Origin of the sequence: Tsukamurella sp. TY48 (assembly GCF_019656655.1) — a bacterium.
Taxonomy (GTDB): Bacteria; Actinomycetota; Actinomycetes; order Mycobacteriales; family Mycobacteriaceae; genus Tsukamurella; species Tsukamurella strandjordii.
On the sequence record NZ_BPMV01000001.1, the window covers coordinates 3,088,979 to 3,111,471 of the forward strand.

Below are 22,493 nucleotides of genomic sequence, written 5' to 3' on the forward strand. Positions count from 1 at the left end.
CACTACCCTGAGGGGGTGACTCTCGAACTCGCCGCCGACCCGATCGACCTCACCGCCGCGCTGGTGGACATCCCCAGCGTCAGCCACGACGAGGAACGCATCGCGAACGAGGTGGAGGCAGCGCTGCGCGCGCTGGCGGGTTTCGAGGTGCTCCGCGTGGGCAACAACGTGCTGGCCCGCACCGATCGCGGACTGCCGCAACGGGTGATGTTGGCCGGTCACCTCGACACCGTGCCGATCGCCGATAACGTGCCCAGCCGCCTCGAGGGCGGCGTGCTGCACGGTTGCGGCACCGTGGACATGAAGAGCGGGGACGCCGTCTTCCTGCACCTGGCCGCCACGATGGCCGAACCGGCCTACGATCTGACGCTGATCTTCTACGAATGCGAGGAGATCTCCTCGGAGTTCAACGGCCTGGGCCGGATCGAGCGCGAACTGCCGCAGTGGCTGCAGGCCGATGTCGCGATCCTCGGCGAGCCCTCGGGTGGGCTCATCGAAGCGGGCTGCCAGGGCACCATCCGGCTGCGGATCAGCGCGTCCGGGACGCGTGCGCACAGTGCCCGGTCGTGGCTGGGCGACAACGCGATCCACAAGCTCGGCCCGCTCCTCACCGCGCTCCAGGGGTACACCGCGCGCACCGTCGACATCGACGGCTGCGAGTACCGCGAGGGCCTCTCGGCGGTGAAGATCTCCGGCGGCGTCGCGGGCAACGTGGTGCCCGACGAGGCCTTCGTCGACGTCAACTTCCGGTTCGCGCCGGACCGCACCGTCGACGAGGCGGTGGCGCACGTCCGTGAGGTGCTCGCCGCTCCCATCGCCGACGGCGGGCTCACCGTCGAGATCACCGACGCCGCGCCCGGTGCCCTGCCCGGTCTCGCGGCCCCCGCGGCGGCGAAGCTGGTCGCGGCGGCCGGCGGCCGGTTCCGCGCCAAGTACGGGTGGACCGATGTCTCGCGCTTCGCCGCGCTCGGGATTCCGGCGGTGAACTTCGGCCCGGGCGATCCGAACTACGCCCACAAGCGCGACGAACAGGTCGAGACGGCGCAGATCACCGAGGTGGCCGCCGTGCTGCGCGCCTTCCTCGCTGGGTAGGTTGTGCGTCATGGTCGCCGATAAGAAGCCCTCCGAGGAGCATTACCTGCGCTACCGCGGCCCCGTCCGGGTCCAGGGCGCCGCCGCCACCGAGTCATCGACCACCGATCAGCGTCTCCTCGAGAACGCGGACGACGCCGACTGGTTGCACCGCGACCCCTGGCGAGTGATGCGCATCCAGGCCGAGTTCGTCGAGGGCTTCGGGGCGCTCGCCGAACTGCCCACCGCCGTCACGGTCTTCGGGTCGGCGCGCACCAAGCGCGACTCCGCCGAGTACGCGCTCGGCCGCGAGCTCGGTGCGGGTCTGGCGCGGGCCGGTTTCGCCGTGATCACCGGCGGCGGCCCCGGGGCGATGGAGGCCGCGAACCGCGGCGCCAAGGACGCCGACGGACTGTCCGTGGGCCTCGGCATCGAGCTGCCCTTCGAACAGGGCCTCAACGACTGGGTCGACCTCGGCATCAACTTCCGCTACTTCTTCGTGCGCAAGACGATGTTCGTGAAGTACTCGCAGGCCTTCGTGTGCCTGCCCGGCGGCTTCGGCACGCTGGACGAACTGTTCGAGGCGCTCACCCTGGTGCAGACCCGGAAGGTGACGCGCTTCCCGATCGTGCTGCTGGGGTCGGCGTACTGGGGCGGCCTCGTCGACTGGATCCGTGGCACGCTCACCGACGAGGGCATGATCTCGCCGGGAGACGGCGAGCTGATCACCGTCACCGATTCGGTCGACGAGGCGATCGACATCATCGTGGCGGCCCACAAGGCGCTCGACGCCGAAACCCACGAGGAGAACCGCCTGTGACGGCCATCGCCGTGTTCTGCGCCTCACGCGCCGTCCCCGACGAGTACATCCGGCTGGCCCACGAGGTGGGAGCCGGCATCGCCGCCGGCGGCGACACCCTGGTGTGGGGCGGCGGCCACGTCTCGATGATGGGCGCCGTCGCGCAGTCCGCCCGCGACGGCGGCGCACACACCCTCGGGGTGATCCCGACGGCGCTGGTCGACCGGGAGGTGGCCGACCACGGCGCCGACGAGCTGCTGGTGGTGGACACGATGCGCGAGCGCAAGCAGCTCATGGACGACAACGCCGAGGCCTTCCTGGTGCTCCCCGGCGGCGTGGGCACGCTGGAGGAGTTCTTCGAGGCGTGGACCGCGGGCTATCTGGCGATGCACGACAAGCCCGTGGTGGTGCTCGATCACGACGGTTTCTACGCCCCACTGCTGGACTGGATCGACCAGCTCGCGGCGCGCGGATTCGTCGGTGACGCGGCCCTGGCCCGATTGCACCGTGCGACCGGCGTCACCGACGCGCTCGACGCCTGCCGGGGCCGGACAACCCCCGGGTAAGATCGCGGCCGTGAATTCCGCGCACAAGAACACCACCGTCGGACTGACCGATCTGGCCAAGGGCATCCGGCTGCTGGTGCCGGATCTGCCGCTCCTGGTCAAGGAGGGGCCGTCCATCCTGCTGCGGTCGCAGAACAGCAAGGAGACCATCGGCACGGTGTTCCAGAAGCGCGCCGCGAAGAACCCTTCGCGCGACTTCCTGCGGTTCCACGGCGAGGGCATCAGCTACGGCGAGGCCAACGCCACCGTGAACACCTACGCGCGGGTGCTGCAGCAGCGCGGCGTCAAGGTGGGCGATGTGGTGGGCGTGGTCATGCACAACCACCCGCAGATGGTGCTGGTGATGCTGGCCATCGTGAAGGTGGGCGCCACCGCCGGCCTGGTGAACTACAACCAGCGCGGCTCCGTGCTGGCGCACAGCCTGAACATCCTGGACACCGGCACGATCGTCACCGACGAGGAGGACCTCGAGGCCTTCGACTCGCTGGACGCGGCGGATAAGCCGGCCGACGGGGTGCTGCTCACCGTCGAGGATCTCGCCAAGCAGGCCCGCGAGGTGCGCACGCAGGATCCGTCGGCCATCGAGAACCCCGCCGTCACCGCGACGCTGCCGGCGAGCACCCGCGCCTTCTACGTCTTCACCTCGGGCACCACCGGGATGCCCAAGGCGTCGATCATGACCCACTACCGCTGGCTCAAGGGCATGTCGGGCTTCGGTGCGACCGCCGTCCGGATGCGCGGCGACGACGTCATGTACTGCCCACTTCCGCTGTACCACAACAACGCTGCGCTCGTCGCCCTCGGCTCGGTGCTGGTCTCGGGTGCCACGCTGGCGGTGGGCCGCAAGTTCTCGGCGTCGAAGTTCTGGGACGAGGCCAACGAGAACTCGGCCACGATGTTCATCTACATCGGCGAGATCTGCCGGTACCTGCTCAACCAGCCGGCCAAGCCCAGCGACCGGTCGAACACCATCCGCGTCGCGGCCGGCAACGGCATGCGGCCCGAGATCTGGAGCGAGTTCCAGGAGCGCTTCGGCATCGAGCGGATCATGGAGTTCTACGCGGCCAGCGAGACCAACATCGCCTTCGTCAACGTCTTCAACATCGAGGGCACCGTGGGCCTGTGCCCACTGCCGCACGCCGTGGTCGAGTACGACATCGATACCGCCGGCCCGCTGCGCGACGCCAAGGGCCGGCTCACTCGGGTGAAGAAGGGCCAGAACGGCCTGCTGCTCACCAAGATCACCAAATCGGCGCCCTTCGACGGCTACACCGACGGTAAGGCCAACGACGCCAAGCTGATCCGCGACGGCTTCAAGGACGGCGACGTCTGGTTCAACACGGGCGACGTGGTCACCAACCAGGGCTTCGATCACATCGCCTTCGTCGATCGGCTCGGCGACACCTTCCGCTGGAAGGGCGAGAACGTGGCCACCACCGAGGTGGAGGGCGCGCTCGACGAGGCCGATCAGGTGGAGGGTGCCATCGTCTACGGCATCGCGATCCCCGGCGCCGACGGCAAGGCCGGCATGGCCGCGGTGAAGCTGGCGCAGGGCTGGGACTTCGACGGCGGTGTGCTCGCCACCGAACTGCGGGACCGGCTGCCCGGCTACGCGATTCCGCTCTACGTGCGGCTGGTACCCAGCCTGGAGGTCACCTCCACGTTCAAGAGCCTCAAGGGTGATCTTCGCAAGGAGGGCTTCGCCGACACCGGCGACGATCCGCTGTACGTCTTCGTCGGCGGTGCGGACGGTTACGTGCCCGCCTACGACGGGTACGCGGACGACGTCGCGGCGGCCAAGGTTCCGGATCTGCGGAACTGACGTGGCCGCCCCGTCGGTGCGGCCCACGCTCTGCGGCCGCCCCGTGCCCACGGACCGGGCCCTGGTGATGGCGATCATCAATCGCACCCCGGACTCCTTCTACGACCGCGGCAGCTACTTCGCCGTGGACGCCGCGCTGGAGCGGGTGGACGCCGCCGTCGCCGAGGGCGCGGACGTGGTGGACGTGGGCGGGGTCAAGGCCGGCCCGGGACAGACGGTGGATGCGGCCGAGGAGATCGCGCGCACCGTCCCCTTCATCGCCCAGGTCCGCGAGCGGCATCCGGACCTGCTGATCAGCGTGGACACCTGGCGATCCGCGGTGGCCGAGGCGGCGGTGGACGCCGGTGCCGACCTCATCAACGACACCTGGGCGGGCGCCGATCGCGACCTGCCCCGAGTGGCCGCCGCGACCGGAGCGGGCCTGGTGTGTTCGCACACGGGCGGTGCCGTCCCGCGGTCGCGGCCCTATCGGGTCGGCTACCCCGATGTGGTGACCGAGGTGCGCGAGCATCTCGTCGCGGCGGCGGACGCGGCCTTCGCCGCCGGTGTGCGCGAGGACGGCATCGTGATCGATCCGACGCACGACTTCGGGAAGAACACGCACCACGGGCTCGCGCTGCTGCGACACCTGGACGGCCTCGTGGACACCGGCTGGCCGGTGCTGATGGCCTTGTCCAACAAGGACTTCATCGGCGAGACCCTGGACGCCGGACTGGAGGAGCGAGTGGCGGGGACGCTGGCCGCCACCGCGCTCGCGGCGCGCGACGGTGCCCGGATGTTCCGGGTGCATCAGGTGGCGGACACCCGCCGCGTGGTCGAGATGGTGGCCGCGATCGACGGCTCCCGTCCGCCTGCGCGCGTGGTGCGGGGTCTGGCGTGAGCGCCTCCGAGCGGATCGTCGAACAGCCCACCTGGACGATCGAGCAGCTGGTCGCGGCGAAGGCCGGGCGCACGGTCTCCGTGGTGCTGCCCGCGCTCAACGAGGAGGGCACCGTCGGTGATGTGGTGGCGACGATCGCGCCGCTCGTGGGCACCCTGGTCGACGAGCTGATCGTGCTGGACTCGGGGTCCACCGATGCGACCGCCGAACGCGCCCGGTCGGCCGGCGCCACGGTGATCTCGCGTGAGGACGCGGTACCCGGGCTGGCGCCGGTGGCGGGCAAGGGCGAGGCGCTGTGGCGCGGCGTGGCCGCGTCGTCGGGCGATGTGATCGCGTTCATCGACTCCGATCTGATCGAACCCGATCCGCAGTTCGTGCCGCGCCTGCTGGGGCCGCTGCTGTTCGGTACCGGCGTGCACCTGGTCAAGGCGTACTACCGGCGGCCGCTGCGGGTGTTCAAGGCCGGCGAGGACCCGACGGGCGGCGGCCGGGTGACCGAGTTGGTGGCCCGCCCGGTTCTCGCGGCCCTGCGACCGGAGCTGACCGAGATCATCCAGCCCCTGGGCGGCGAATACGCGGGGACCCGCGAGTTCCTCGCCTCGGTGCCCTTCGCGCCCGGGTACGGCGTGGAGATCGGGCTGCTGCTCGATGCCCACGCCCGGTACGGCCTGGCAGGGATCGCCCAGGTGAACCTCTCGGTGCGCAAACACCGCAACCGCGATCTGCGCGATCTCGGCGTGATGAGCCGGCAGATCCTGGGAACGGCGTTGCGGCGCTGCGGCGTCGCCGATTCGGGGGTGGGTATCACGCAGTACCTGGTGCAGGCCGGTCCGGACGACCGCTTCACCGCCGTGACCACCGACGTCGATCTGGAGGACCGTCCGCCCGTCGACTCCCTCTGAGACCGATAGGAAACTACTTGACGAAGTGGAAAGTAGTTTCTACGGTTGAGTCATCTCGACGGAAGGTGGACCGATGGACGAGATCTCCGATCCGGCCGGCATGACGCCCGAGGAGGCGCGCCTCACGCTGGCCGTCGCCGATGACGCGGGGGTGGCCACTACTGCGGACCGGGACCGGTTGGAACGCGGCCTGATCCGGATCGCGATGGCAGTGGGCGCGCTGATCCTCGCGTTGCGGCTCACGATCGGGAACCCCGGTGCACCGGAATGGTTGCGGCAGGGCGGTTTCGGGCTGGCGATGGCGCTGTACGTCCTGGCGATCGTCGCCGCTGTGGTCACGATGCGCCGCGCCAAGGCCGCTCCGCGCGGTTTCACCAGCCGGTACACGGTGGGCCTGTTCGGCACGATGTTCCTCTACGTGGTCTACGTGATCGTGCAGGCCGGCATGGACGCGGTTCCGTTCCCGTGGGTGATCGTGGCCGCCGTTCTCACCATGACGCCCGCGCTGCTCGCGGCGCGCTCGATCTCGAGATTGCCGCTGCGGTGACGGCGGAGGGGGCGCACGCCCGGCACCGGCTCGACGACGTGATCCACGCGCCCGTGCGGTTCTCCATCGTCGCGGCGTTGTCGAAGGTGGAGAGCGCCGAATTCGCCGCCGTGCGCGATGCGGTCGAGCTCTCGGATTCGGTGCTCTCCAAGCAGGCGGCGCAGCTGGAGGCGGCGGGCTACGTGAAGATCAGGAAGGGTTATGTGGGTAAGCGTCCGCGCACCTGGCTCTCGCTGACCTCGCAGGGCCGCACGGCCTTCCGGAACCACCTCGCCGCGCTCCGGGATATCGCCGCGGGGTGAGCCCTCAGAGCGGGGTGAGCCCTCAGAGCGCCGCGAGATGGGCATCGAGGGCGGAGGCGCCCGCGACGAGCGCCCGGCCGCGGGCGGTGATCGCGGCCTGCCAGCCGTCCAGGGTGTCGCGCAGCGGCTCCACGCCGCCGGCCTCGCGGACCCGGCGGGTGAGGGTGGCGATATCCGCGAGCGGATAACCGCCGCGCCGCAACTGCTGCGCCATCCGGGCGTCGCGCAGGTCGGCAGGGGAGTACACGCGGTAGCCGGTCGCGCGGTCGCGGTCCGGCGCCACGATCCCCTCCCGCTCCCAGGTCCGCAGTGTCGCGGGGACCACGCCGATCATGCGGGCCACGTCTCCCACGAAGAGGTCGCCGCCCGAGGACGCGCCGCCGGCGGACGGTGCGAGCCCGGCGAGCGCGGCGCGCACCTGCCGCAAGGTGGCGCGATCACCCGAGAGCTCCTCGTGCGCCTCGTCGAGCAGCGCGAAGGCGCCCTCGAGATCGGCCCGGTTCGCTGCGCGGAGGATGGCAGCCGCGCGGGCGTGACCGCACCCCGGGATGAGCGCCAGGAAGGCGGCGAGCGCGGTGGCGTGCGCGGCCGCGTAGACGCGGTACCCCGCGGGTGTCCGCGCCGCGGTCGGCAGGACGCCCTGGTCCTCGTAGTTGCGCACCGCCTGCGTCGAGAGCCCGTGCTGCCGGGCGAGGTCGATGGGGCGCTGGCCTTGTTGAGGGTTCGGGTGCACGTTACTGGTCTTTTTCGGTGAAAGTTTCAACAGAGAGTTCAACGATACCGTTGAGGGAATGATTCTCCAGAACGTCGACATCATCTCCTTCATCGCCGATCGTCCGCGCCCGCCCCGACTGCTCGCTCTGGGCGAGCCCATGCACGGGTCCGAGGAGATCCTGCGCGCCCGCAACGCCGTCGTCCGCGACCTGGTGCTGCGCGGCGGTTATCGATCGATCGCCGTGGAATCCGACTTCCACCGTGCACCGCTGGTGAACGCCTACATCCACGGTGCCGACATCGACGTCGAGCACGTCCTCGACGAGGGTCTCAGCCATCCGTACGTCCATCGGCTGGAGGCCGTGGGCGAACTCGTGCGGTGGCTCCGGGAGGTGAATCGCACCCTGGAGGAGCCCGTGCGCTTCTACGGCTTCGACGGGCCGATGGAGATGGCCGCTGCGCCCAGCCCCAGGGACCCGCTCCTGCGGGTCCACGCCGCTCTCGAGGCGTTCGCGCACGGCGTCCCCGGCAGCGCCGGGCGGATCGAGGAGCTCATCGGCGACGAGGCCCGCTGGACCGAGGAGGCCGCGATGTACCACGCGGAGCGGTCGATCGGCGGGTCCGCCGAGGTGATGCGCCTGCGCCTGCTCGCCGACGACCTGTGCGCCGCCGTCGCCGCGGCGTCGCCCCTGCTCGCCGCGGACCCCGACCGATGGTGGTGGCTGCGCGCGGACCTGCGGACGGCCGTGGGCATGCTCCGCTACCACGCGGCGATGGCCACGGAGGGACCCGAGCGGCTCAGTCGGCTGATCGCCCAGCGCGACGCGATGATGGGCGATCACCTGGTGGCCATCGCCGACCGCGAGGCGGTCCGGGGCGGCACCGTCGTCCTGGCCCACAACCGCCACCTGCAGCGGGAGGCGAGCACGATGACGATGGGGCCGCACGAATTGTCGTGGTTCGGAGGGGGAGTGCAGGCGCAGGTGCGGCTCGGCGACGACTACCGCTTCATCGCGATGGGCATCGGTACCGCGCCCGGACACGGTCTCGCGGTGCCGGAGCCGGGCACCGTCGAGGGGGAGCTGTACCGGGCGCAGCAGCCGAACGCCCAGCTCTACCGCGGCGCGGACCTGGCGGAGCGGCTCGGCGGATGCGCCACCCGGCTCGATCGCGATGCGCTCGGTGCGTACTTCCCGCTGGACGCCGCGCACCTGGCGGACGCCGACGGCGTGCTGTTCCTGCGGGAGGTTCGGGCATGATGGCCCCATGGTGATCCTGCTGTACGCCCTCGGCCTGCTGGCGGTGGGCGCCGTGCTGTTCGGTGTGGCCGCGCTGGTCTTCGGCCGCGGCGAGGAGACGCCGCCGCTGGAGACCGATGCGACGCCCACGGTGCTGCCCGCCGAGGACGTCGCGGGCGCGGACATCCGCGCCCTGCGATTCCAGCAGGTGGTACGGGGGTACAAGCCCCAGGAGGTCGATTGGGCGCTGGAGCGTCTGGCACGCGAGATCGATGTGCTGCGCGCACAACTGGCGGCCGAACGGGACCCGGAGGTCACCGACGAGGAGGCCGCGGGGAGCACCGGCTAGGTGTGCAATACCTGCGTCCTGGACGATCGCCGCAGCGCACAAGCTAGAATGTACTGCGGACTCGCACCGGGTTAGCCCGGTCGGGTGAAGTATCTGAAGGGAGCAACGGATGGCGGCGATGAAGCCACGTACGGGGGACGGCCCCTTGGAGGCGACCAAGGAGGGACGCGGGATCGTAATGCGCGTACCTCTGGAGGGCGGGGGACGTCTGGTGGTGGAGCTCACCGCGGAGGAGGCCGCGGCTCTGGGCGAGGAGCTGCGCGGCGTCACTTCCTGACGCCGGCCGATCCATACGAAGCCGAAAAACTCTCCGGAAGATCCCGCGCGGGCGCACCGCGTGGGATCTTCTCGTTTCTCCCACCGGGGGTGATCCGTGGTCGACCTTCCGCCCGGCCTGACGGCCGTGCTGCCCGCACTGGCCTGCCCGCATTGCGGTCTCGGCCTCGACGCCGACGGCGGCACGCTGGTGTGCCCGCGCGGGCACACCTTCGACGTGGCCCGGCAGGGCTACGTGGCACTGCTGGGAGGCGGTGCGGCCAATCTCATCGCCGATGATGCGGACATGATCGCCGCCCGCGAACGGTTCTTCGCCACGGGGCACTACCGGCCTTTCCACGACGCCGTCGCCGCGGCCACCGCCGACCTGCCGGTCGAACTCGGTCCGATCCTCGACTGCGGGGCCGGCGAAGGTGAGTACCTCGCCCGCGCCGTGGACGCGCGCGGCGGCACCGGAATCGGCCTCGATCTGTCCAAACCCGCAGCGCGCCGCACGGCGCGCCGCGGACCGTCGATCGGCTCCGTGGTCGCGAACGGCTGGGACCGGCTCCCCGTGGCCGACGGTGCCGTGGGCGCCGTCCTCTCGGTCTTCGCGCCGCGCAACGTCTCCGAGTTCGCGCGAGTGCTCGCACCGGGCGGCCGGTTCGTGGTGCTCACGCCCACGGCGCGGCACCTCCGCGAGCTGGTGGGGCCGCTGGGCATGATCTCCGTGGAGGAGGGCAAGGTCGCGCGGCTCGACGGTGCGCTGCACGAGCGGTTCGATCTGGAGTCCCGCGCCAAGCACGAGTGGGTCATGGAACTGGACGCCGATGCCGCGGCGGATCTCGTGGCGATGGGGCCCAGTGCGCATCACGGTTCCGCGGCCGAGCGCGCGGCGGCCCTCGCGGCCCTCACGGCCGACGGTCCGGCCGAGGTCACCGCCTCGGGGACGGTGAGCGTCTACCGGCTGCGCTGAGACTCAGCGGGTCAGACAGTGCCGGTAGACGTCCAGCGTCTGCGCGGCGATCGATTCCCAGCTGAATTCGGCGATGGCCCGCTGCCGGCCGGCGGCGCCGAAGGCCGCGGCCCGGTCCGGCGCGGCGGCGAGGGCGTTGACCGCGGCGGCGAGATCGGCCTCGAAGGCCGCGGTATCCGCCTCGTCGTAGTGCACCAGCGTGCCGGTCACGCCGTCGGCCACCACCTCCGGGATGCCGCCCACATCGGAGGCGACCACGGCGGTACCGCAGGCCATCGCCTCCAGGTTCACGATCCCGAGCGGCTCGTAGACCGAGGGGCACACGAAGACCGTGGCGGCGGAGAGGATCTCGCGCACCTGAGGGGTGGGCAGCATGTCCTGGATCCAGAAGACACCATCGCGCGAGTCGGCGAGTTCGGCCACCGCCGCAGCGGTCTCGGCGGCGATCTCGAGGGTGTCCGGTGCACCGGCGCAGAGCACCAGCTGCACCTCCGGGGCGAAGCCGTGCGCGGCGGCGACCAGGTGCCGTACTCCCTTCTGCCGGGTGATCCGGCCGACGAAGGCGACGATCGGCCGGTCCGGGTCCACGCCCCGCGCCGTGAGCGGTGATCCTTCGCCGAACGCCGGCACCGGGTGCCAGACCTCGGTGTCGATCCCGTTGCGCACCACGTGCACCCGGTCGGCGTCGAGCCGCGGGTACGCGTCGAGGACGTCGTCGGCCATGCCGCGGCTCACGGCGATCACGGCGTCGGCGTATTCGATCGCATTGCGCTCGGCCCAACTCGACAGCCGGTAGCCGCCGCCCAACTGCTCGGCCTTCCACGGCCGCCGCGGCTCCAGCGAATGGGCCGTGAGCACGTGCGGCACCCCGTAGAGCTGCGCCGCGAGGTGTCCGGCCAGGCCGGTGTACCAGGTGTGGCTGTGCACCACGTCCGCACCCTGCGCGCGGTCCACCATGCGCAGATCGGTCGAGAACATCTGCAGGGCCGTGTTCGCGCCGGCGAGTGCGGGGTCCGGGTCCGAGACGGTCACGTCGTTCATCTCCGGGCGGGGCGCCCCCATGCAGTGCACGTCCACGGTGCACAGTTCGCGCAACCGGGCGACCAGCTCCGTGACGTGAACGCCCGCTCCGCCGTACACCTCCGGCGGATACTCCCTGGTCATCATCGCAACGCGCATGCGCCCACGGTAGAGGGTGCGGTGCGCGCGTGCAGCGGGTTCGTCGCACGCCCGGCCCGCTGTTCGCCTGGGCGTCGGCCTCCGGTCGTCTGCGGTTCGTCGTGTCCGCGTGGTGCTCGTCTCGAACGGCGCGGAACCCTGCACGGGGCCGCCCTGAGGCGATAGCGTGGCACCCGTGAGCAGACAGCCGCGTGTCCTCGGGATCGTCCTCGCCGGCGGTGAGGGAAAGCGCCTCTATCCGCTGACCGCGGACCGGGCGAAGCCGGCGGTGCCCTTCGGGGGCTCGTACCGGCTGATCGACTTCGTGCTGTCGAATCTGGTGAACGCCGGATATCAGCGCCTGTGCGTTCTCACCCAGTACAAATCGCATTCGCTCGACCGGCACATCAGCCAGACCTGGCGCATGTTCGGTTTCCGCGGCGAGTACATCACCCCGGTTCCGGCCCAGCAGCGCATGGGCAAGCGCTGGTTCACCGGCAGTGCGGACGCGATCTACCAGTCGATGAACCTGATCACCGACGACGATCCGGATTACATCGTGGTCTTCGGTGCCGACCACGTGTACCGGATGGATCCGTCGCAGATGGTGCAGGCGCACATCGAATCCGGGGCCGGCGTCACCGTGGCCGGGATCCGGGTGCCGCGCGCGGAGGCGAAGGCCTTCGGCTGCATCGAGGCCGACGATTCGGGCCGGATCACCCAGTTCCTGGAGAAGCCGGCCGATCCGCCCGGTACGCCGGACGATCCGGACGTGACCTTCGCGTCGATGGGCAACTACGTCTTCAGCCGCCAGGCCCTCGTGGACGCGATCATCGCGGACGCGGAGAACGCCGATTCGGATCACGATATGGGCGGCGACATCATCCCCGCCTTCGTCGCCGCGGGCGAGGCCGCGGTGTACGACTTCAGCGACAACAAGGTTCCCGGCGCCACGGAGCGCGATGCGGGCTACTGGCGCGACGTGGGCACGATCGACGCCTTCTACGACGCGCACATGGACCTGGTCTCGGTGTACCCGATCTTCAACCTCTACAACCGGCAGTGGCCGATCCGCTGCGAGAACGACAACCTGCCGCCCGCCAAGTTCGCGCGCGGCGGCCTGGCACAGGAGTCCATGGTGGGGGCGGGCAGCATCATCTCCGGTGCCACGGTGCGCAATTCGGTGATCGGTGCGAACGTCACGATCGGCGACGGTGCCACCGTCGAGGGATCGGTGCTCATGCCCGGCGTCCGGATCGAGCCGGGTGCCGTGGTGCGCAAGGCGATCCTGGACAAGAACGTGGTGGTGGGCCGCGGGGAGATCCTCGGGGTGAACCTCGACCGCGAACGCGAGCGCTTCGACGTCTCGGCCGGTGGTGTGGTCACCGTGGGCAAGGGCATCCGGATCGGTTGATCCCGCCGGGCGGCCGCCCGTCAGCGCAGCGCGTCGTCTAGCGCAGCGCGTCGGCCGCGATGTCGATCAGCGGTGCGAGCCACTGATCGGCGCTGCGGCCGACCAGGCGGAGCACCAGCGGTGCGAAGCCCTCGCCGGCGGCGTACACGCCGAACTCCGTGGGGTCCACGGCGCGGACGAAGTCCGTATCGGCGGGGATCAGTGCGAACCGTCGTTTGCGCCCGAGCATCAACAGCATTCCCGACAGGTCCGAGTACGAGGGCGAGGCGTCGATCCGGATATCGGCCGCGCGCAGCGGGGCCCGGTCGGCATCCGAACGCAGGATCCAGTGCGCCGGACCGCCGACCAGGGTGAAGCCTGCGAGGTTCGACGGTGTCAGCACCGTTCCGGCGGGGAAGTGCTCGGCCGAGCAGATCACGGCGAGCGGCTCGGTACCGAGGATCGTCTCGGTGAGGTCCGGATGCGTGGGCGGGACGCGGCTCAGTGCGAGATCGATCGCACCGTCGAGCAGGGCACGGGCGGCCTCGCGAGAGGCGACCTGGCAGACCTCGATGTCGAAGCCGGGTGACGACAGGTCGAGCAGCGCGCCGATCCGGCGGCGATGGCCGGTGCCGAGGACATCCGGCACGGCGAACCGCAGGTGCCGGCGGCCCTGGTCGTCGCGGACGGTCGCGGGGATGCGATCCATATCGGCCACGACGCGTTCGGCGAGGGGAAGCAGTCGTTCCCCGGCGGCGGTGAGGTGCGTGTGGTGGGTCGACCGGTCGAAGAGAGGGACGCCCAGTTCGCCCTCGAGGGCCTTGATCCGCTGCGAGAGCGGCGGCACGGACATGTGCAGGGACTGCGCCGCGCGGGTGAAGTTCAGCTCGCGCGCGACGGCGAGGAAGTATCGCAGGTGCCTGACGTCCACCCTGCTTTTATCGCATCGATAACACCGGGTTTGCAACCTTGGTCATTCCGTGAGCACATCTAAGTAACTAGGCTGGGTGCAGACGGAAGGAAGAGGTGGACGCCATGGACGAGGCGCAGGTACGTGGACAGGTGGAGTTGGGCGGCGCGGCGACGGGGCCGCTCGCCGGAGTGACGGTCGTGGATCTGTCGACCGTGGTCATGGGACCGATGGCGACGCAGATCCTGGGCGATATGGGTGCCGATGTGGTGCGCATCGAACCGCCCTTCGACACCGCCCGCACCGCGCCGGCCAACATCGGCCGGTCGCCCGGTATGGCGCCGCTGTATCTGCAGGTGAACCGGAACAAGCGCAGCGTCGCCCTGAACCTGAAGACGCCCGAGGGGCACCGGGACCTCCTCGACCTGCTGGACGACGCCGACGTGCTCGTGACGAACATGCGTCTCGGCGCACAGGAACGGCTCGGCATCGCCTACGAGCAGATCCGCGAGCGTTTCCCGCGCCTGATCTTCGCCCACGCCCAGGGCTTCAACGCGGCCTCGAAGGAGAGCGGGCGCCCCGCCTACGACGAGGTGGTCCAGGCCGTGTCCGGCCTCGTCGACCTGCAACGCCGGGCGGCCGGTTCGCTCCAGTTCGTCCCCACCTACATCGCCGACAAGACCGCCTCGCTGTACCTCCTGAGCGGGATCCTGGGCGCGCTGTACGAGCGGGAGCGCACCGGTGCGGGACAACGTGTCTCGCTCGCCATGGCGGACGCGATGATCGCCGTGAACACGGTGGAGCATCTGGCCGGCGAGGTCTTCGTCCCCGCGGAGGGCGACGTCGGTAATCCGCTGAGCCTGGCGCCGACCCACGCCGCAATGCACACCGCCGACGGGGGCGCCATCGCCGCCGTCCCGTACACCAACGAGGCCGTCCGCGCACTGCTCGTCGCGGTGGGTGAGGACGCGCTGGCCGCCGATCCGCGCTGGCAGGATCCGGTGATCGACCGGCCCTTCTTCACCGCCGGTGTGCAGCGGGTGCTGGACACGTCCGATCGCCTCACCACGGCGCAGTGGGAGGCGTACCTCACCGAGAACGACATGCCGTACGGCCTCGTCGTCGACATCGCCGATCTGCCCGACGATCCGTACGTCCGCGAGATCGGCCTCATCACCGAGGTCGACCACCCGACCGAGGGGCGGATCCGTCTCGCCCGCAACCCGATCGAGTACTCACGCACACCCGTCAACATCCGTAGCCTGCCCGAGCGGGCGGGCGGCAGCACCGAGAGCGTCCTGGCGGCGGCCCGCCGGGCGGCAGGAAAGGGAGAGAACTGATGCCCGTCGTCACCATCATCGGAGCCGGGGTGATCGGCGTGTCCTGGGCGCGCCTGTTCGCCGATGCGGGCTGGGAGGTGCGCGTGAGCGATCCGCGGCCCGATCTCGTCGACGTGCTCGACGGCGTCGCGGCGACCGCCGTGCCCGACCTCGCCACCGCCCTCGACGGCGCCGACTACGTGCAGGAGGCCGGCCCCGAGCGCATCGACCTCAAGCGGGAGCTGTTCCGCACCGCGGCCGCGCACACGCGCGACGGTGTCGTGCTCGCCTCGTCCTCGTCGTCGCTGCTGCCATCGGAATTCGCCGCCGGCAACCCCGCTGCCGACCGCATCGTGATCGGGCACCCGTTCAACCCGCCGGAGCTCATGCCGCTGGTCGAGGTGGTGCCGTCGCCGCAGACCTCCAGCGCCACGGTGGAGCGTGCGATCGCGGTGTACCGGGAGCTCGGCAAGCTGCCGATCCGGCTCAACAAGGAGATCCCCGGCTTCGTCGGAAACCGTCTGCAGCGGGTGTTCAACCAGCAGGCCACCTATCTGGTCCAGGAGGGTGTGATCGATCCCGCCGAACTCGACGCGCTCGTGCGTGCCTCGCTCGGCCTGCGCTGGGCGACCATCGGGCCCTTCGAGTCCAACCATCTCGGCGGCGGTCCGGGCGGAATCCGGCACCTCGCCGCACACGTGGGATCGCAGATGACCTTCGACATCGGTGCTCCCGATCCCGCCCGCGCGGGCGAGGTGTACGACGCCGTCGAGGCCGCCTACGGCACGGGTGAGGATGCCTACGAACGGCTTTCGGAGCAGCGGGACCGGCGTACCCGCGCCATCCTCGGCGCCCTCGCCGAAGCCGACGGCTCCGAGAAGACACGCAACAACTGATACCGCGCGGCTCACGGCCGCCGGTCCTGCGTAAGGAGAACACCATGACAGCACTGCTCGCACTGCTGATCCAGGAGAACGCGATCGTCCGCATCGACGTGGAGTCCGGTGCCGTGGAGCACCTCACCCGCGACGCGGGCGACGCCCCGGACGGCATCACCGTGGTGGGCGACACCGTGTACTGGACCACGATGGGCATGCCCACGGCGACGGCCGAAGCGGAGCCCGACTTCTCGGCCCGCAACGGCGGTGTCCGCTCCGTCCGGATGGACGGCTCCGAGGCCCGGTACGTGGTGTCGCAGGGCGACATCACCACCGGGAAGCAACTGATCGCCGACGGCGACCGCCTGTACTGGTCCGATCGTGAGGGCCGTCGGGTGTCCAGCTGCCGGTTCGACGGCACCGACCGGGTCGATCTGGTGATCAACCAGGAGCCGGGCATCGAGAACGAATGCGTCGGAGTCGCTGTGGATTCGGCCGGCGGGTGGCTGTACTGGACGCAGAAGGGTCCGGCGAAGGGTGGGCGCGGCCGCATCCTGCGCGCTCCCCTCGACGGGACGCCCGGGCAGCGCTCCGACGTCGAAACCCTCTGGGACGGGCTGCCGGAACCCATCGACCTCGAACTCGCCGATGGATACCTCTACTGGACCGACCGCGGCGCGGAACCCTCCGGCAACACCCTCAACCGTGCACCGATCCCGGCGCCCGGCACCGCCGGTGGGACTCCGGAGATCCTCGCCCGCGGTTTCCACGAGGCGATCGGCCTGGCCGTCGACACCGACGGCGGACTGGTCTACGTCTCCGATCTGGGCGGCCAGATCCGCGCCGTGCCGCTTCCCGGGCACGACGGTGCCGAGCGCACCATCGCCGCGCTCGGCACGCCGGTCACCGGGATCGCGCTGCTCTGATCACCTGCTCGTACCGTTGCGAGCGTCAGTCGTCCGCCAGTCCCGGGCGGCGGGGCCAGTCCCAGTGAACGGTCTCGAGGTCCTGGTGGGCTTCGACAGCCGCGATGAGTTCTGGACTGCCGCTGACCTCGGTTCCCCACAGGTCGTAGTCGGTGTAGACGAACCACGACCTGTCGATGGGCCAGAAATTGGAGGGCGAGAATCCGCTGAAGGTTCGACCCCGAGGGTCTTCGACCACTCCGCCGGTGGCGGCGACCAGTTCCGGGATCTCGGACAGGCGGCAGCGCCACAGTCCGGATTCGGAGCCCTCGTTCAGCAGCGGTCCGCCGCCGAAGTAGGCGAAACACTCTGTGGTGCTTCCGTCGGGACTGACGGAGGCGATGGCGGCGAGGAGTCCGTCCAAGCTCTCGTGATCGAGGGATCCCTCGCACGGCGGTGCGATCGAGGGCGGGAATCCGAAGCCATCGGGAAACCAGTGCGCGCACGGCGGGTATCTGCGCCCCTCGCCGAAGCCGGCGCCGATGTAGTCGCTCCACCGTATGCGTTGCCACGCCTCCGGGCGTGACGTCATTCCCAGTTCGACACCGTTCACCAGTCCGGGGCTCACGCCGCCGAACGAGATCGATGAGCGTCGTTCCGCGCGGTCGTCCTGCGTGGGCGAGGGGTTCGAGTACATCGCATTCAGTACCCAGGTGGTCGCATCCCACCCCGATCGGTAGTAGCCGCACCATCCGTTGTCGTCCTCCGCACCGAGCCAGGCGAGCTCGGCGGGATCGTCGACGCGGCGGGGCGGCACCGTCACCCTCGCGCGAGGGCGGCGCGCACCTGGTGGGCCACGGTGGTCCGCTCCGCGGACTCGGGCAGCGCATCGACGGGCCACCACTGCAGGTCGTTCGATTCCTCGCTGATCGCGAGGTCCGGAGTGCCCGCGCCCCGCGCGATGGCGCGGAACCGCAGATCGAGGTGCCGCGTCGGAACGCCGAGAGAGCACCGGATCGGGTGCGTGTGCAGGGTGAGCAGGTCGTCCTCGACGGCGATCTCGGCCAGGCCCGATTCTTCGAGGCCCTCCCGCAGTGCCGCGGCGGGGAGCGAGACGTCCGGCTCTTCGCAGTGGCCACCGAGCTGGAGCCACTCTCCGACCCGCGGGTGGTGCGTGAGGACCACGTGCGTGCGCGCCTCGTTGAGGATCACCACGGAGGCCGTGATGTGGCCGGGCACGTTCGCCCGGGCACAACCGTTCGGCTGCGCGTCCAGGAAGGCGAGCATGGTGTGCCGCAAGGCATCGTCGGCATCGGTGCGGGCGTCGAAACGAGCGAGCGCATCGACGGCCGAGGCGTGCAGCGAGGCGAACGACATCGGGTCTACCTTTCGATCAGCATGTCGCCGGGCGGAAGCGGCTCGCGCGGGGTCGCGGGCTCCGTCGGGTATCCGACGGCCACCGCTCCGGCGGGCCGGTAATCCTCCGGCAGGTCGAGGATCGCGCGCACGGTCCCGGCGGCGAAGATCGTGGAACCCACCCAGCAGCTGCCGATCCCGCGGACCGCGAGGGCAACGAGCAAGGACTGCACGGCGGCGCCGACGGCCACCGTGAACATCGTCTCCTCGGCCGTGGTGCGGCGAGCGTCCGGGTAGTCGTGGGCGCCATCGGGAACCATGAAAGGCAGGATGAGTTCCGGTGCGTCGTAGAGCAACTGGCCACGCTGCACCCGCTTCGCAACCGACTCCGCCGATCGGCCGTCACCGCTGAGATCCGCGGACCACGCGTCCTTCATCGCGTCCAGCAGCGCCACCCGCCGGGCACGATCGCGCACCCACACGAACCGCACCGGATGCGTGTGGTGCGGCGCGGGGGCGGTGAGCGCCTCGGCCACGGCGGCGCGCACCTCGTCCTCGGGCACGGGTTCCTCGGCGAAGGTGCGCACCGAGCGGCGCAGCAGCAGCGCCTGCCGTCGGGCGGCCTCCACTCCGGTGTGGAACAGATCGTCCTCACCCGGCCGCACCAGGCCACGGGCGTCCGCCAGCGGCGAACCGGGTGCGGGGGAGCGGGTCTCGAATCCCCGCACCACGGCCACCGGCACTCCGCCCAGCTTGCCCTTCACCAGATCGGCCGCCGCGGCGAGCTCATCGGCCACCGCGATCTCGGTGACCACCAGATCGTTGCCGTAGGAGTCCACCGCGCCGGCGTACCCGTGCAGCACCTCCATGCCGGCGGCGCCGATCGCGGCGTCCGTCTGCCCGGTGCGCCAGGCGCGCCCCATGGTGTCGGTCACCAGGACGGCCACGTCCACGCCGAGGCGTTCGCGCAGGCCGGACCGCACCGCGGCGGCGCTACCGTCGGGATCCTCGGGCAGCAGGGCGACGGTGTCGGAGGCCACGTTGGAGGCGTCCACCCCGGACGCCGCCTGCACCACGCCGAGTTTGTTCTCCGTGATCCACGTGCGGCCCTTCGTGGCCAGCACACGCACGGCCTCGTCGGCGATCAGGCGGCGCCGGAAGGCGTCCCGTTCCTCGGGGTCCGACGGCGCGGGCAGCACCCGGCCCTCGGCCTTGGAGAAGATCTTGGAGGTGATCACCACGACGTCACCGTCGGCGAGCCACGGTGCGGCGTCGGCGATCACCCGGGAGACGTCGTCGCCCAGCACCACCTCGCCGATCCCGAAGACGGGCAGGATCTCCAGCGATGCCGCGCCGTGGTCGCGTTCCGGGCGCGTCACAGGCCGACCAGTTCGAGTCCGGCGTCGATCATCGCCGAGGTCGCCTGCGGAGAGCTCATGAGCAGCGGTACCGCCGCCACCGGAAGGCCGTCGATCGCGACACCGGAATCCTCCTCCGCGACCAGCCACCCGTCCAGGATGCCGTTGCCGCTGCGGGCCCCGAAGTGCTCACCGATGGCCTGCGCGCTGGTCTCGATGCCCAGCACCTCCAGGCAGCGGTCGGCCATCCCGCGCAGCGGGGCGCCGCCGATCACGGGGGAGACACCCACGACCTTGGCCTTCGTGGTGCGCAGCGCCGCGCGGACGCCGCCCACGGACAGAATCGCGCCGATCGAGACGATCGGGTTCGACGGGGCGAGGAAGACCACATCGGCGTCCTCGATCGCGGCGACCGCAGCCTTGGTGGCCTGCGCCTTCCCGCCCGCCGGCGCACCGTCGCCTCCACCGACCTGAGCGAAGCCGAAGGTCTCGATGTTCGCGCGGTACCGGACCCACCACTCCTGGAAGTGGATGGCGCGCCGCGCACCGTCGTCGGAGTCCGGATCGGCGATCACCACATGGGTCTCGTGCCGCGAGTCGGTGACCGGCAGCAGCCGGACGCCGGGCTGCCACCGATTGCAGAGCGCGGCGGTCACCTCGGTGAGGGGATAGCCGGCCGCGAGCATCTGGGTGCGGATGAGATGGGTGGCCAGATCGCGGTCTCCCAGTCCGAACCAGTCGGGATCCGCGCCGTACTTGGCCAGCTCCTCCTTGGCGTTCCAGGTCTCGTTCTTGTGCCCCCAGCCGCGCTCGGTATCGATCCCGTCGCCGAGGGTGTACATACAGGTATCGAGGTCGGGACAGATCCGGACACCGTGCATCCAGGCGTCGTCGCCCACGTTCACCACCGCGGTGACGGAGTGCTCCGAAGTCCCGCCGTCGTCGTTTCCGGGAAACGGGGTGGTCCCGAACCGTTCGCGCGCACCCTGGAGGAATCGCGCCCCGCCGACACCGCCCACCAGCACCGTCACCTTCACCGCACCGAGGGTAGCCCCCGCCTGCATGTGACGCGGACTACATCTCTACCTCGTGTCGAGGTCTCGTTTCCGGGTTCGCGGGTGGTATTAGCTAATTTCCGGGTTCAGCTTGACGTGGCGCTCTTGCGCGTGTGTAATCACAACAGTGTCATTCAGTGCTGCGGGATCATCAGCGGCGGACACGAGAAGAACCGAAACATCAACGAACACCACGAAAGCAACGAGGGAGGCGGGCCGATGACGATCGACGCTCATCGTGAACCGTTCGGAAGCTTCTCCGGTGTGTCCGGCCGCGCGCATCTTTCTCTGGTGCCCACGGGTTTCGAGGAACTCTACGAGGCGATCGAGGATCAGTGGCAGGACCGCGCCCTGTGCGCGCAGACCGATCCCGAGGCCTTCTTCCCCGAGAAGGGCGGCTCGACCCGCGAGGCCAAGCGCATCTGCCTGGGCTGCGAGGTGCGTAACGAATGCCTCGAGTACGCCCTCGCGAAGGACGAGCGCTTCGGTATCTGGGGCGGCCTCTCCGAGCGCGAACGCCGCAAGCTCAAGCGCGGCATCATCTGACGTAACCCGTTCGGCCGGCCCGCTACATCGAGTCGGGGCCGGCGAGCAGGGTCTCTTCCGTGACCCCGAGGTAGTCGCTGATCTGGTGCACCAGGATCGCGAGGATCTCCTCGAGGAGATCGGAATCAGTCTTCGCCCGCCGTTGCAGTGGCCGGCGGAACAGGATCAAGCGCGCACGAGTGTGATTGCCGCGCCGATCGATCCCCGCCGGAACCAGCCGCGCGAGCGGAATCGGCCCATCGGCCTCCACCTCATCGGGCCACGACACCGAGTCCGGATCCTTCGGCAGGATGCCCGGCACATCGTCGACCGCGATATCGAGATCCGCCAGCCGGTCGTGCCAGAGACCATCGATCTCCGCATAAGCGTCGAGAACGATCTCATCGAAGTCCTGCGCCTTGGTGCGGTAGGCGGGCAGGCCGCGCGGGACCAACGGCGCCCGCAGTCCGTGATCGCGGCGATCCCTCGCGACGCGCTGCCGCAATCGTGCGCGCCGGTCCACCCGTGCTCTCATTCTCGGCTCAGTGTAGGCCCGGACCGCCGGTCGCGACGGCCGGCCGCCGTCCCGCGGTGTGTCGGGGCGCGCCGGTACCGGGCCAGGCGCTAATCTTCTTGACGTGAACTCCGTCCGTCAGTGCTGCCGTCCCGGCTGCAGGAACCTCGCCGTGGCGACGCTGACGTTCGACTACCGGCAGTCGATCGCGGTGCTGGGCCCGCTGGGGACCACCAGCGAGCCGCACGCCTGGGACCTCTGTGACTTCCACGCCGGCCGGATGACCGCGCCCCGTGGATGGGAGATGCTGCGCAACCTCCCTGCGTACAGCGTCGCCTCCGTCGGCGGTGCCGCGCTCGACGACGATCTCACCGCCCTGGCCGACACCGTCCGCGAGGGTGCGCCGCGCCCCGTCGGCGACGGTCCCGCCGGCGACACGCCCGTACGGTCCCTGCCGCCGATCGGGGCCATGCGCCCGGTGCACGACGGCCTCGGCGGACCCCAGGTCACGCCGTCCGCACAGGGCTCCGCCGGTGCGCCGAAGCACGCCGCGCGTCCCGGTCGCCGGGGCCATCTGCGGGTGCTGCCCGATCCCGTCGACTAGGCCCGTCCAGCGGATCGCCGCTCGCGGCCGGGGGAACCGATAGGGTGAAGCGTTCGCGCTGGCGCCGCCGTGGTGCCCGCGCGCGATCTATGAGGAG

At 70.4% G+C, this 22,493-nt stretch carries 27 protein-coding genes; 18 read left to right on the top strand and 9 right to left on the bottom strand.

The window, feature by feature from the left end; all coding sequences use genetic code 11:
• The first annotated feature begins 15 nt into the window (after window positions 1–15).
• The 8 genes from dapE (at window position 16) to TTY48_RS21390 (ending at window position 6,889) form a co-directional block, all read left to right on the top strand.
• A complete protein-coding gene (gene dapE / locus TTY48_RS15220) occupies window positions 16–1,092 on the top strand; it encodes a succinyl-diaminopimelate desuccinylase (protein WP_220658284.1) in 1,077 nt (358 codons plus the stop codon).
• Between the two features lie 10 nt (window positions 1,093–1,102).
• The gene (locus tag TTY48_RS15225) at window positions 1,103–1,891 is read left to right on the top strand and encodes a TIGR00730 family Rossman fold protein (RefSeq protein WP_220658285.1); all 789 of its coding nucleotides are present in this window, start codon (window positions 1,103–1,105) and stop codon (window positions 1,889–1,891) included.
• Entirely contained in the window at window positions 1,888–2,436 is a 549-nt protein-coding gene (locus tag TTY48_RS15230; protein ID WP_220658286.1) for a TIGR00730 family Rossman fold protein, read from the top strand. Before TTY48_RS15225 ends, TTY48_RS15230 begins: the two co-directional genes overlap by 4 nt.
• Before the next feature lie 10 nt (window positions 2,437–2,446).
• Window positions 2,447–4,258 (top strand): long-chain-acyl-CoA synthetase, encoded by a 1,812-nt coding sequence (locus tag TTY48_RS15235; RefSeq protein WP_220658287.1) that lies wholly within the window; start codon window positions 2,447–2,449, stop codon window positions 4,256–4,258.
• A gap of 67 nt (window positions 4,259–4,325) precedes the next feature.
• Window positions 4,326–5,138 carry a dihydropteroate synthase gene (gene folP / locus TTY48_RS15240; protein WP_255585769.1) on the top strand — a complete coding sequence of 271 codons (813 nt, stop codon included), beginning with the start codon at window positions 4,326–4,328 and terminating at the stop codon, window positions 5,136–5,138.
• Window positions 5,135–6,040, top strand: a complete 906-nt coding sequence (locus TTY48_RS15245; RefSeq protein ID WP_220658288.1) for a glucosyl-3-phosphoglycerate synthase — start codon at window positions 5,135–5,137, stop codon at window positions 6,038–6,040. The genes folP and TTY48_RS15245 overlap by 4 nt, the downstream gene beginning before the upstream one ends.
• 73 nt (window positions 6,041–6,113) lie before the next feature.
• On the top strand, window positions 6,114–6,587 hold the full coding sequence (locus tag TTY48_RS21385) for a hypothetical protein (RefSeq protein WP_255585693.1): 474 nt from the start codon (window positions 6,114–6,116) through the stop codon (window positions 6,585–6,587).
• Window positions 6,584–6,889 carry a transcriptional regulator gene (locus tag TTY48_RS21390; protein ID WP_255585694.1) on the top strand — a complete coding sequence of 102 codons (306 nt, stop codon included), beginning with the start codon at window positions 6,584–6,586 and terminating at the stop codon, window positions 6,887–6,889. The genes TTY48_RS21385 and TTY48_RS21390 overlap by 4 nt, the downstream gene beginning before the upstream one ends.
• Window positions 6,890–6,911: 22 nt before the next feature.
• Here TTY48_RS21390 and TTY48_RS15255 read toward each other — a convergent pair whose 3' ends face one another.
• Complete coding sequence (locus TTY48_RS15255) at window positions 6,912–7,622, bottom strand: MerR family transcriptional regulator (protein ID WP_255585695.1); 711 nt, start codon at window positions 7,620–7,622, stop codon at window positions 6,912–6,914.
• A gap of 58 nt (window positions 7,623–7,680) precedes the next feature.
• Between TTY48_RS15255 and TTY48_RS15260 the strand changes: the two genes are divergently transcribed.
• From TTY48_RS15260 to TTY48_RS15275, 4 genes are all read left to right on the top strand, one after another.
• On the top strand, window positions 7,681–8,862 hold the full coding sequence (locus tag TTY48_RS15260; protein ID WP_220658290.1) for an erythromycin esterase family protein: 1,182 nt from the start codon (window positions 7,681–7,683) through the stop codon (window positions 8,860–8,862).
• 7 nt (window positions 8,863–8,869) lie between these two features.
• On the top strand, window positions 8,870–9,190 hold the full coding sequence (locus TTY48_RS15265) for a DivIVA domain-containing protein (RefSeq protein WP_220658291.1): 321 nt from the start codon (window positions 8,870–8,872) through the stop codon (window positions 9,188–9,190).
• Window positions 9,191–9,299: 109 nt separating this feature from the next.
• The gene (locus TTY48_RS15270; RefSeq protein ID WP_220658292.1) at window positions 9,300–9,467 is read left to right on the top strand and encodes a DUF3117 domain-containing protein; all 168 of its coding nucleotides are present in this window, start codon (window positions 9,300–9,302) and stop codon (window positions 9,465–9,467) included.
• Window positions 9,468–9,563: 96 nt separating this feature from the next.
• Window positions 9,564–10,421, top strand: a complete 858-nt coding sequence (locus tag TTY48_RS15275; RefSeq protein ID WP_255585696.1) for a putative RNA methyltransferase — start codon at window positions 9,564–9,566, stop codon at window positions 10,419–10,421.
• A gap of 3 nt (window positions 10,422–10,424) precedes the next feature.
• Here TTY48_RS15275 and glgA read toward each other — a convergent pair whose 3' ends face one another.
• Complete coding sequence (gene glgA, locus TTY48_RS15280; protein ID WP_220658293.1) at window positions 10,425–11,600, bottom strand: glycogen synthase; 1,176 nt, start codon at window positions 11,598–11,600, stop codon at window positions 10,425–10,427.
• Window positions 11,601–11,775: 175 nt separating this feature from the next.
• On the opposite strand from glgA, the gene glgC reads away from it, so the two are divergent.
• The gene (gene glgC, locus TTY48_RS15285) at window positions 11,776–12,993 is read left to right on the top strand and encodes a glucose-1-phosphate adenylyltransferase (protein ID WP_220658294.1); all 1,218 of its coding nucleotides are present in this window, start codon (window positions 11,776–11,778) and stop codon (window positions 12,991–12,993) included.
• Between the two features lie 37 nt (window positions 12,994–13,030).
• On the opposite strand, the gene TTY48_RS15290 is transcribed toward glgC, so the two are convergent.
• The gene (locus TTY48_RS15290; protein WP_220658295.1) at window positions 13,031–13,903 is read right to left on the bottom strand and encodes a LysR family transcriptional regulator; all 873 of its coding nucleotides are present in this window, start codon (window positions 13,901–13,903) and stop codon (window positions 13,031–13,033) included.
• Between the two features lie 104 nt (window positions 13,904–14,007).
• Between TTY48_RS15290 and TTY48_RS15295 the strand changes: the two genes are divergently transcribed.
• The 3 genes from TTY48_RS15295 to TTY48_RS15305 are packed head-to-tail and all read left to right on the top strand — an operon-like array spanning window position 14,008 to window position 17,005.
• Entirely contained in the window at window positions 14,008–15,222 is a 1,215-nt protein-coding gene (locus TTY48_RS15295) for a CaiB/BaiF CoA-transferase family protein (protein ID WP_220658296.1), read from the top strand.
• Window positions 15,222–16,097, top strand: coding sequence for a 3-hydroxyacyl-CoA dehydrogenase NAD-binding domain-containing protein (locus TTY48_RS15300; protein WP_220658297.1), 876 nt, complete (start codon window positions 15,222–15,224; stop codon window positions 16,095–16,097). Before TTY48_RS15295 ends, TTY48_RS15300 begins: the two co-directional genes overlap by 1 nt.
• Window positions 16,098–16,141: 44 nt before the next feature.
• Complete coding sequence (locus TTY48_RS15305; protein ID WP_220658298.1) at window positions 16,142–17,005, top strand: hypothetical protein; 864 nt, start codon at window positions 16,142–16,144, stop codon at window positions 17,003–17,005.
• A 25-nt stretch (window positions 17,006–17,030) separates the two neighbouring features.
• Here the strand turns inward: TTY48_RS15305 and TTY48_RS15310 are convergent, their stop codons facing one another.
• The 5 genes from TTY48_RS15310 to TTY48_RS15330 form a co-directional block, all read right to left on the bottom strand.
• Window positions 17,031–17,801, bottom strand: coding sequence for a hypothetical protein (locus TTY48_RS15310; RefSeq protein WP_220658299.1), 771 nt, complete (start codon window positions 17,799–17,801; stop codon window positions 17,031–17,033).
• Between the two features lie 2 nt (window positions 17,802–17,803).
• Window positions 17,804–18,361 (bottom strand): NUDIX hydrolase, encoded by a 558-nt coding sequence (locus tag TTY48_RS15315; RefSeq protein ID WP_220658300.1) that lies wholly within the window; start codon window positions 18,359–18,361, stop codon window positions 17,804–17,806.
• Window positions 18,362–18,366: 5 nt separating this feature from the next.
• Entirely contained in the window at window positions 18,367–19,719 is a 1,353-nt protein-coding gene (locus TTY48_RS15320) for a coenzyme F420-0:L-glutamate ligase (RefSeq protein ID WP_220658301.1), read from the bottom strand.
• Entirely contained in the window at window positions 19,716–20,735 is a 1,020-nt protein-coding gene (cofD, locus tag TTY48_RS15325) for a 2-phospho-L-lactate transferase (RefSeq protein ID WP_220658302.1), read from the bottom strand. The genes TTY48_RS15320 and cofD overlap by 4 nt, the downstream gene beginning before the upstream one ends.
• 87 nt (window positions 20,736–20,822) lie before the next feature.
• Window positions 20,823–20,990 (bottom strand): hypothetical protein, encoded by a 168-nt coding sequence (locus TTY48_RS15330; RefSeq protein ID WP_220658616.1) that lies wholly within the window; start codon window positions 20,988–20,990, stop codon window positions 20,823–20,825.
• A 54-nt stretch (window positions 20,991–21,044) separates the two neighbouring features.
• Here TTY48_RS15330 and TTY48_RS15335 point away from each other — a divergent pair, with 54 nt between their 5' ends.
• Entirely contained in the window at window positions 21,045–21,299 is a 255-nt protein-coding gene (locus TTY48_RS15335) for a WhiB family transcriptional regulator (RefSeq protein WP_374758693.1), read from the top strand.
• A 22-nt stretch (window positions 21,300–21,321) separates the two neighbouring features.
• Here TTY48_RS15335 and TTY48_RS15340 read toward each other — a convergent pair whose 3' ends face one another.
• Window positions 21,322–21,813 (bottom strand): metallopeptidase family protein, encoded by a 492-nt coding sequence (locus tag TTY48_RS15340; protein ID WP_220658303.1) that lies wholly within the window; start codon window positions 21,811–21,813, stop codon window positions 21,322–21,324.
• Between the two features lie 103 nt (window positions 21,814–21,916).
• Here TTY48_RS15340 and TTY48_RS15345 point away from each other — a divergent pair, with 103 nt between their 5' ends.
• Entirely contained in the window at window positions 21,917–22,396 is a 480-nt protein-coding gene (locus tag TTY48_RS15345) for a DUF3499 domain-containing protein (protein ID WP_220658304.1), read from the top strand.
• Window positions 22,397–22,493 lie beyond the last annotated feature (97 nt).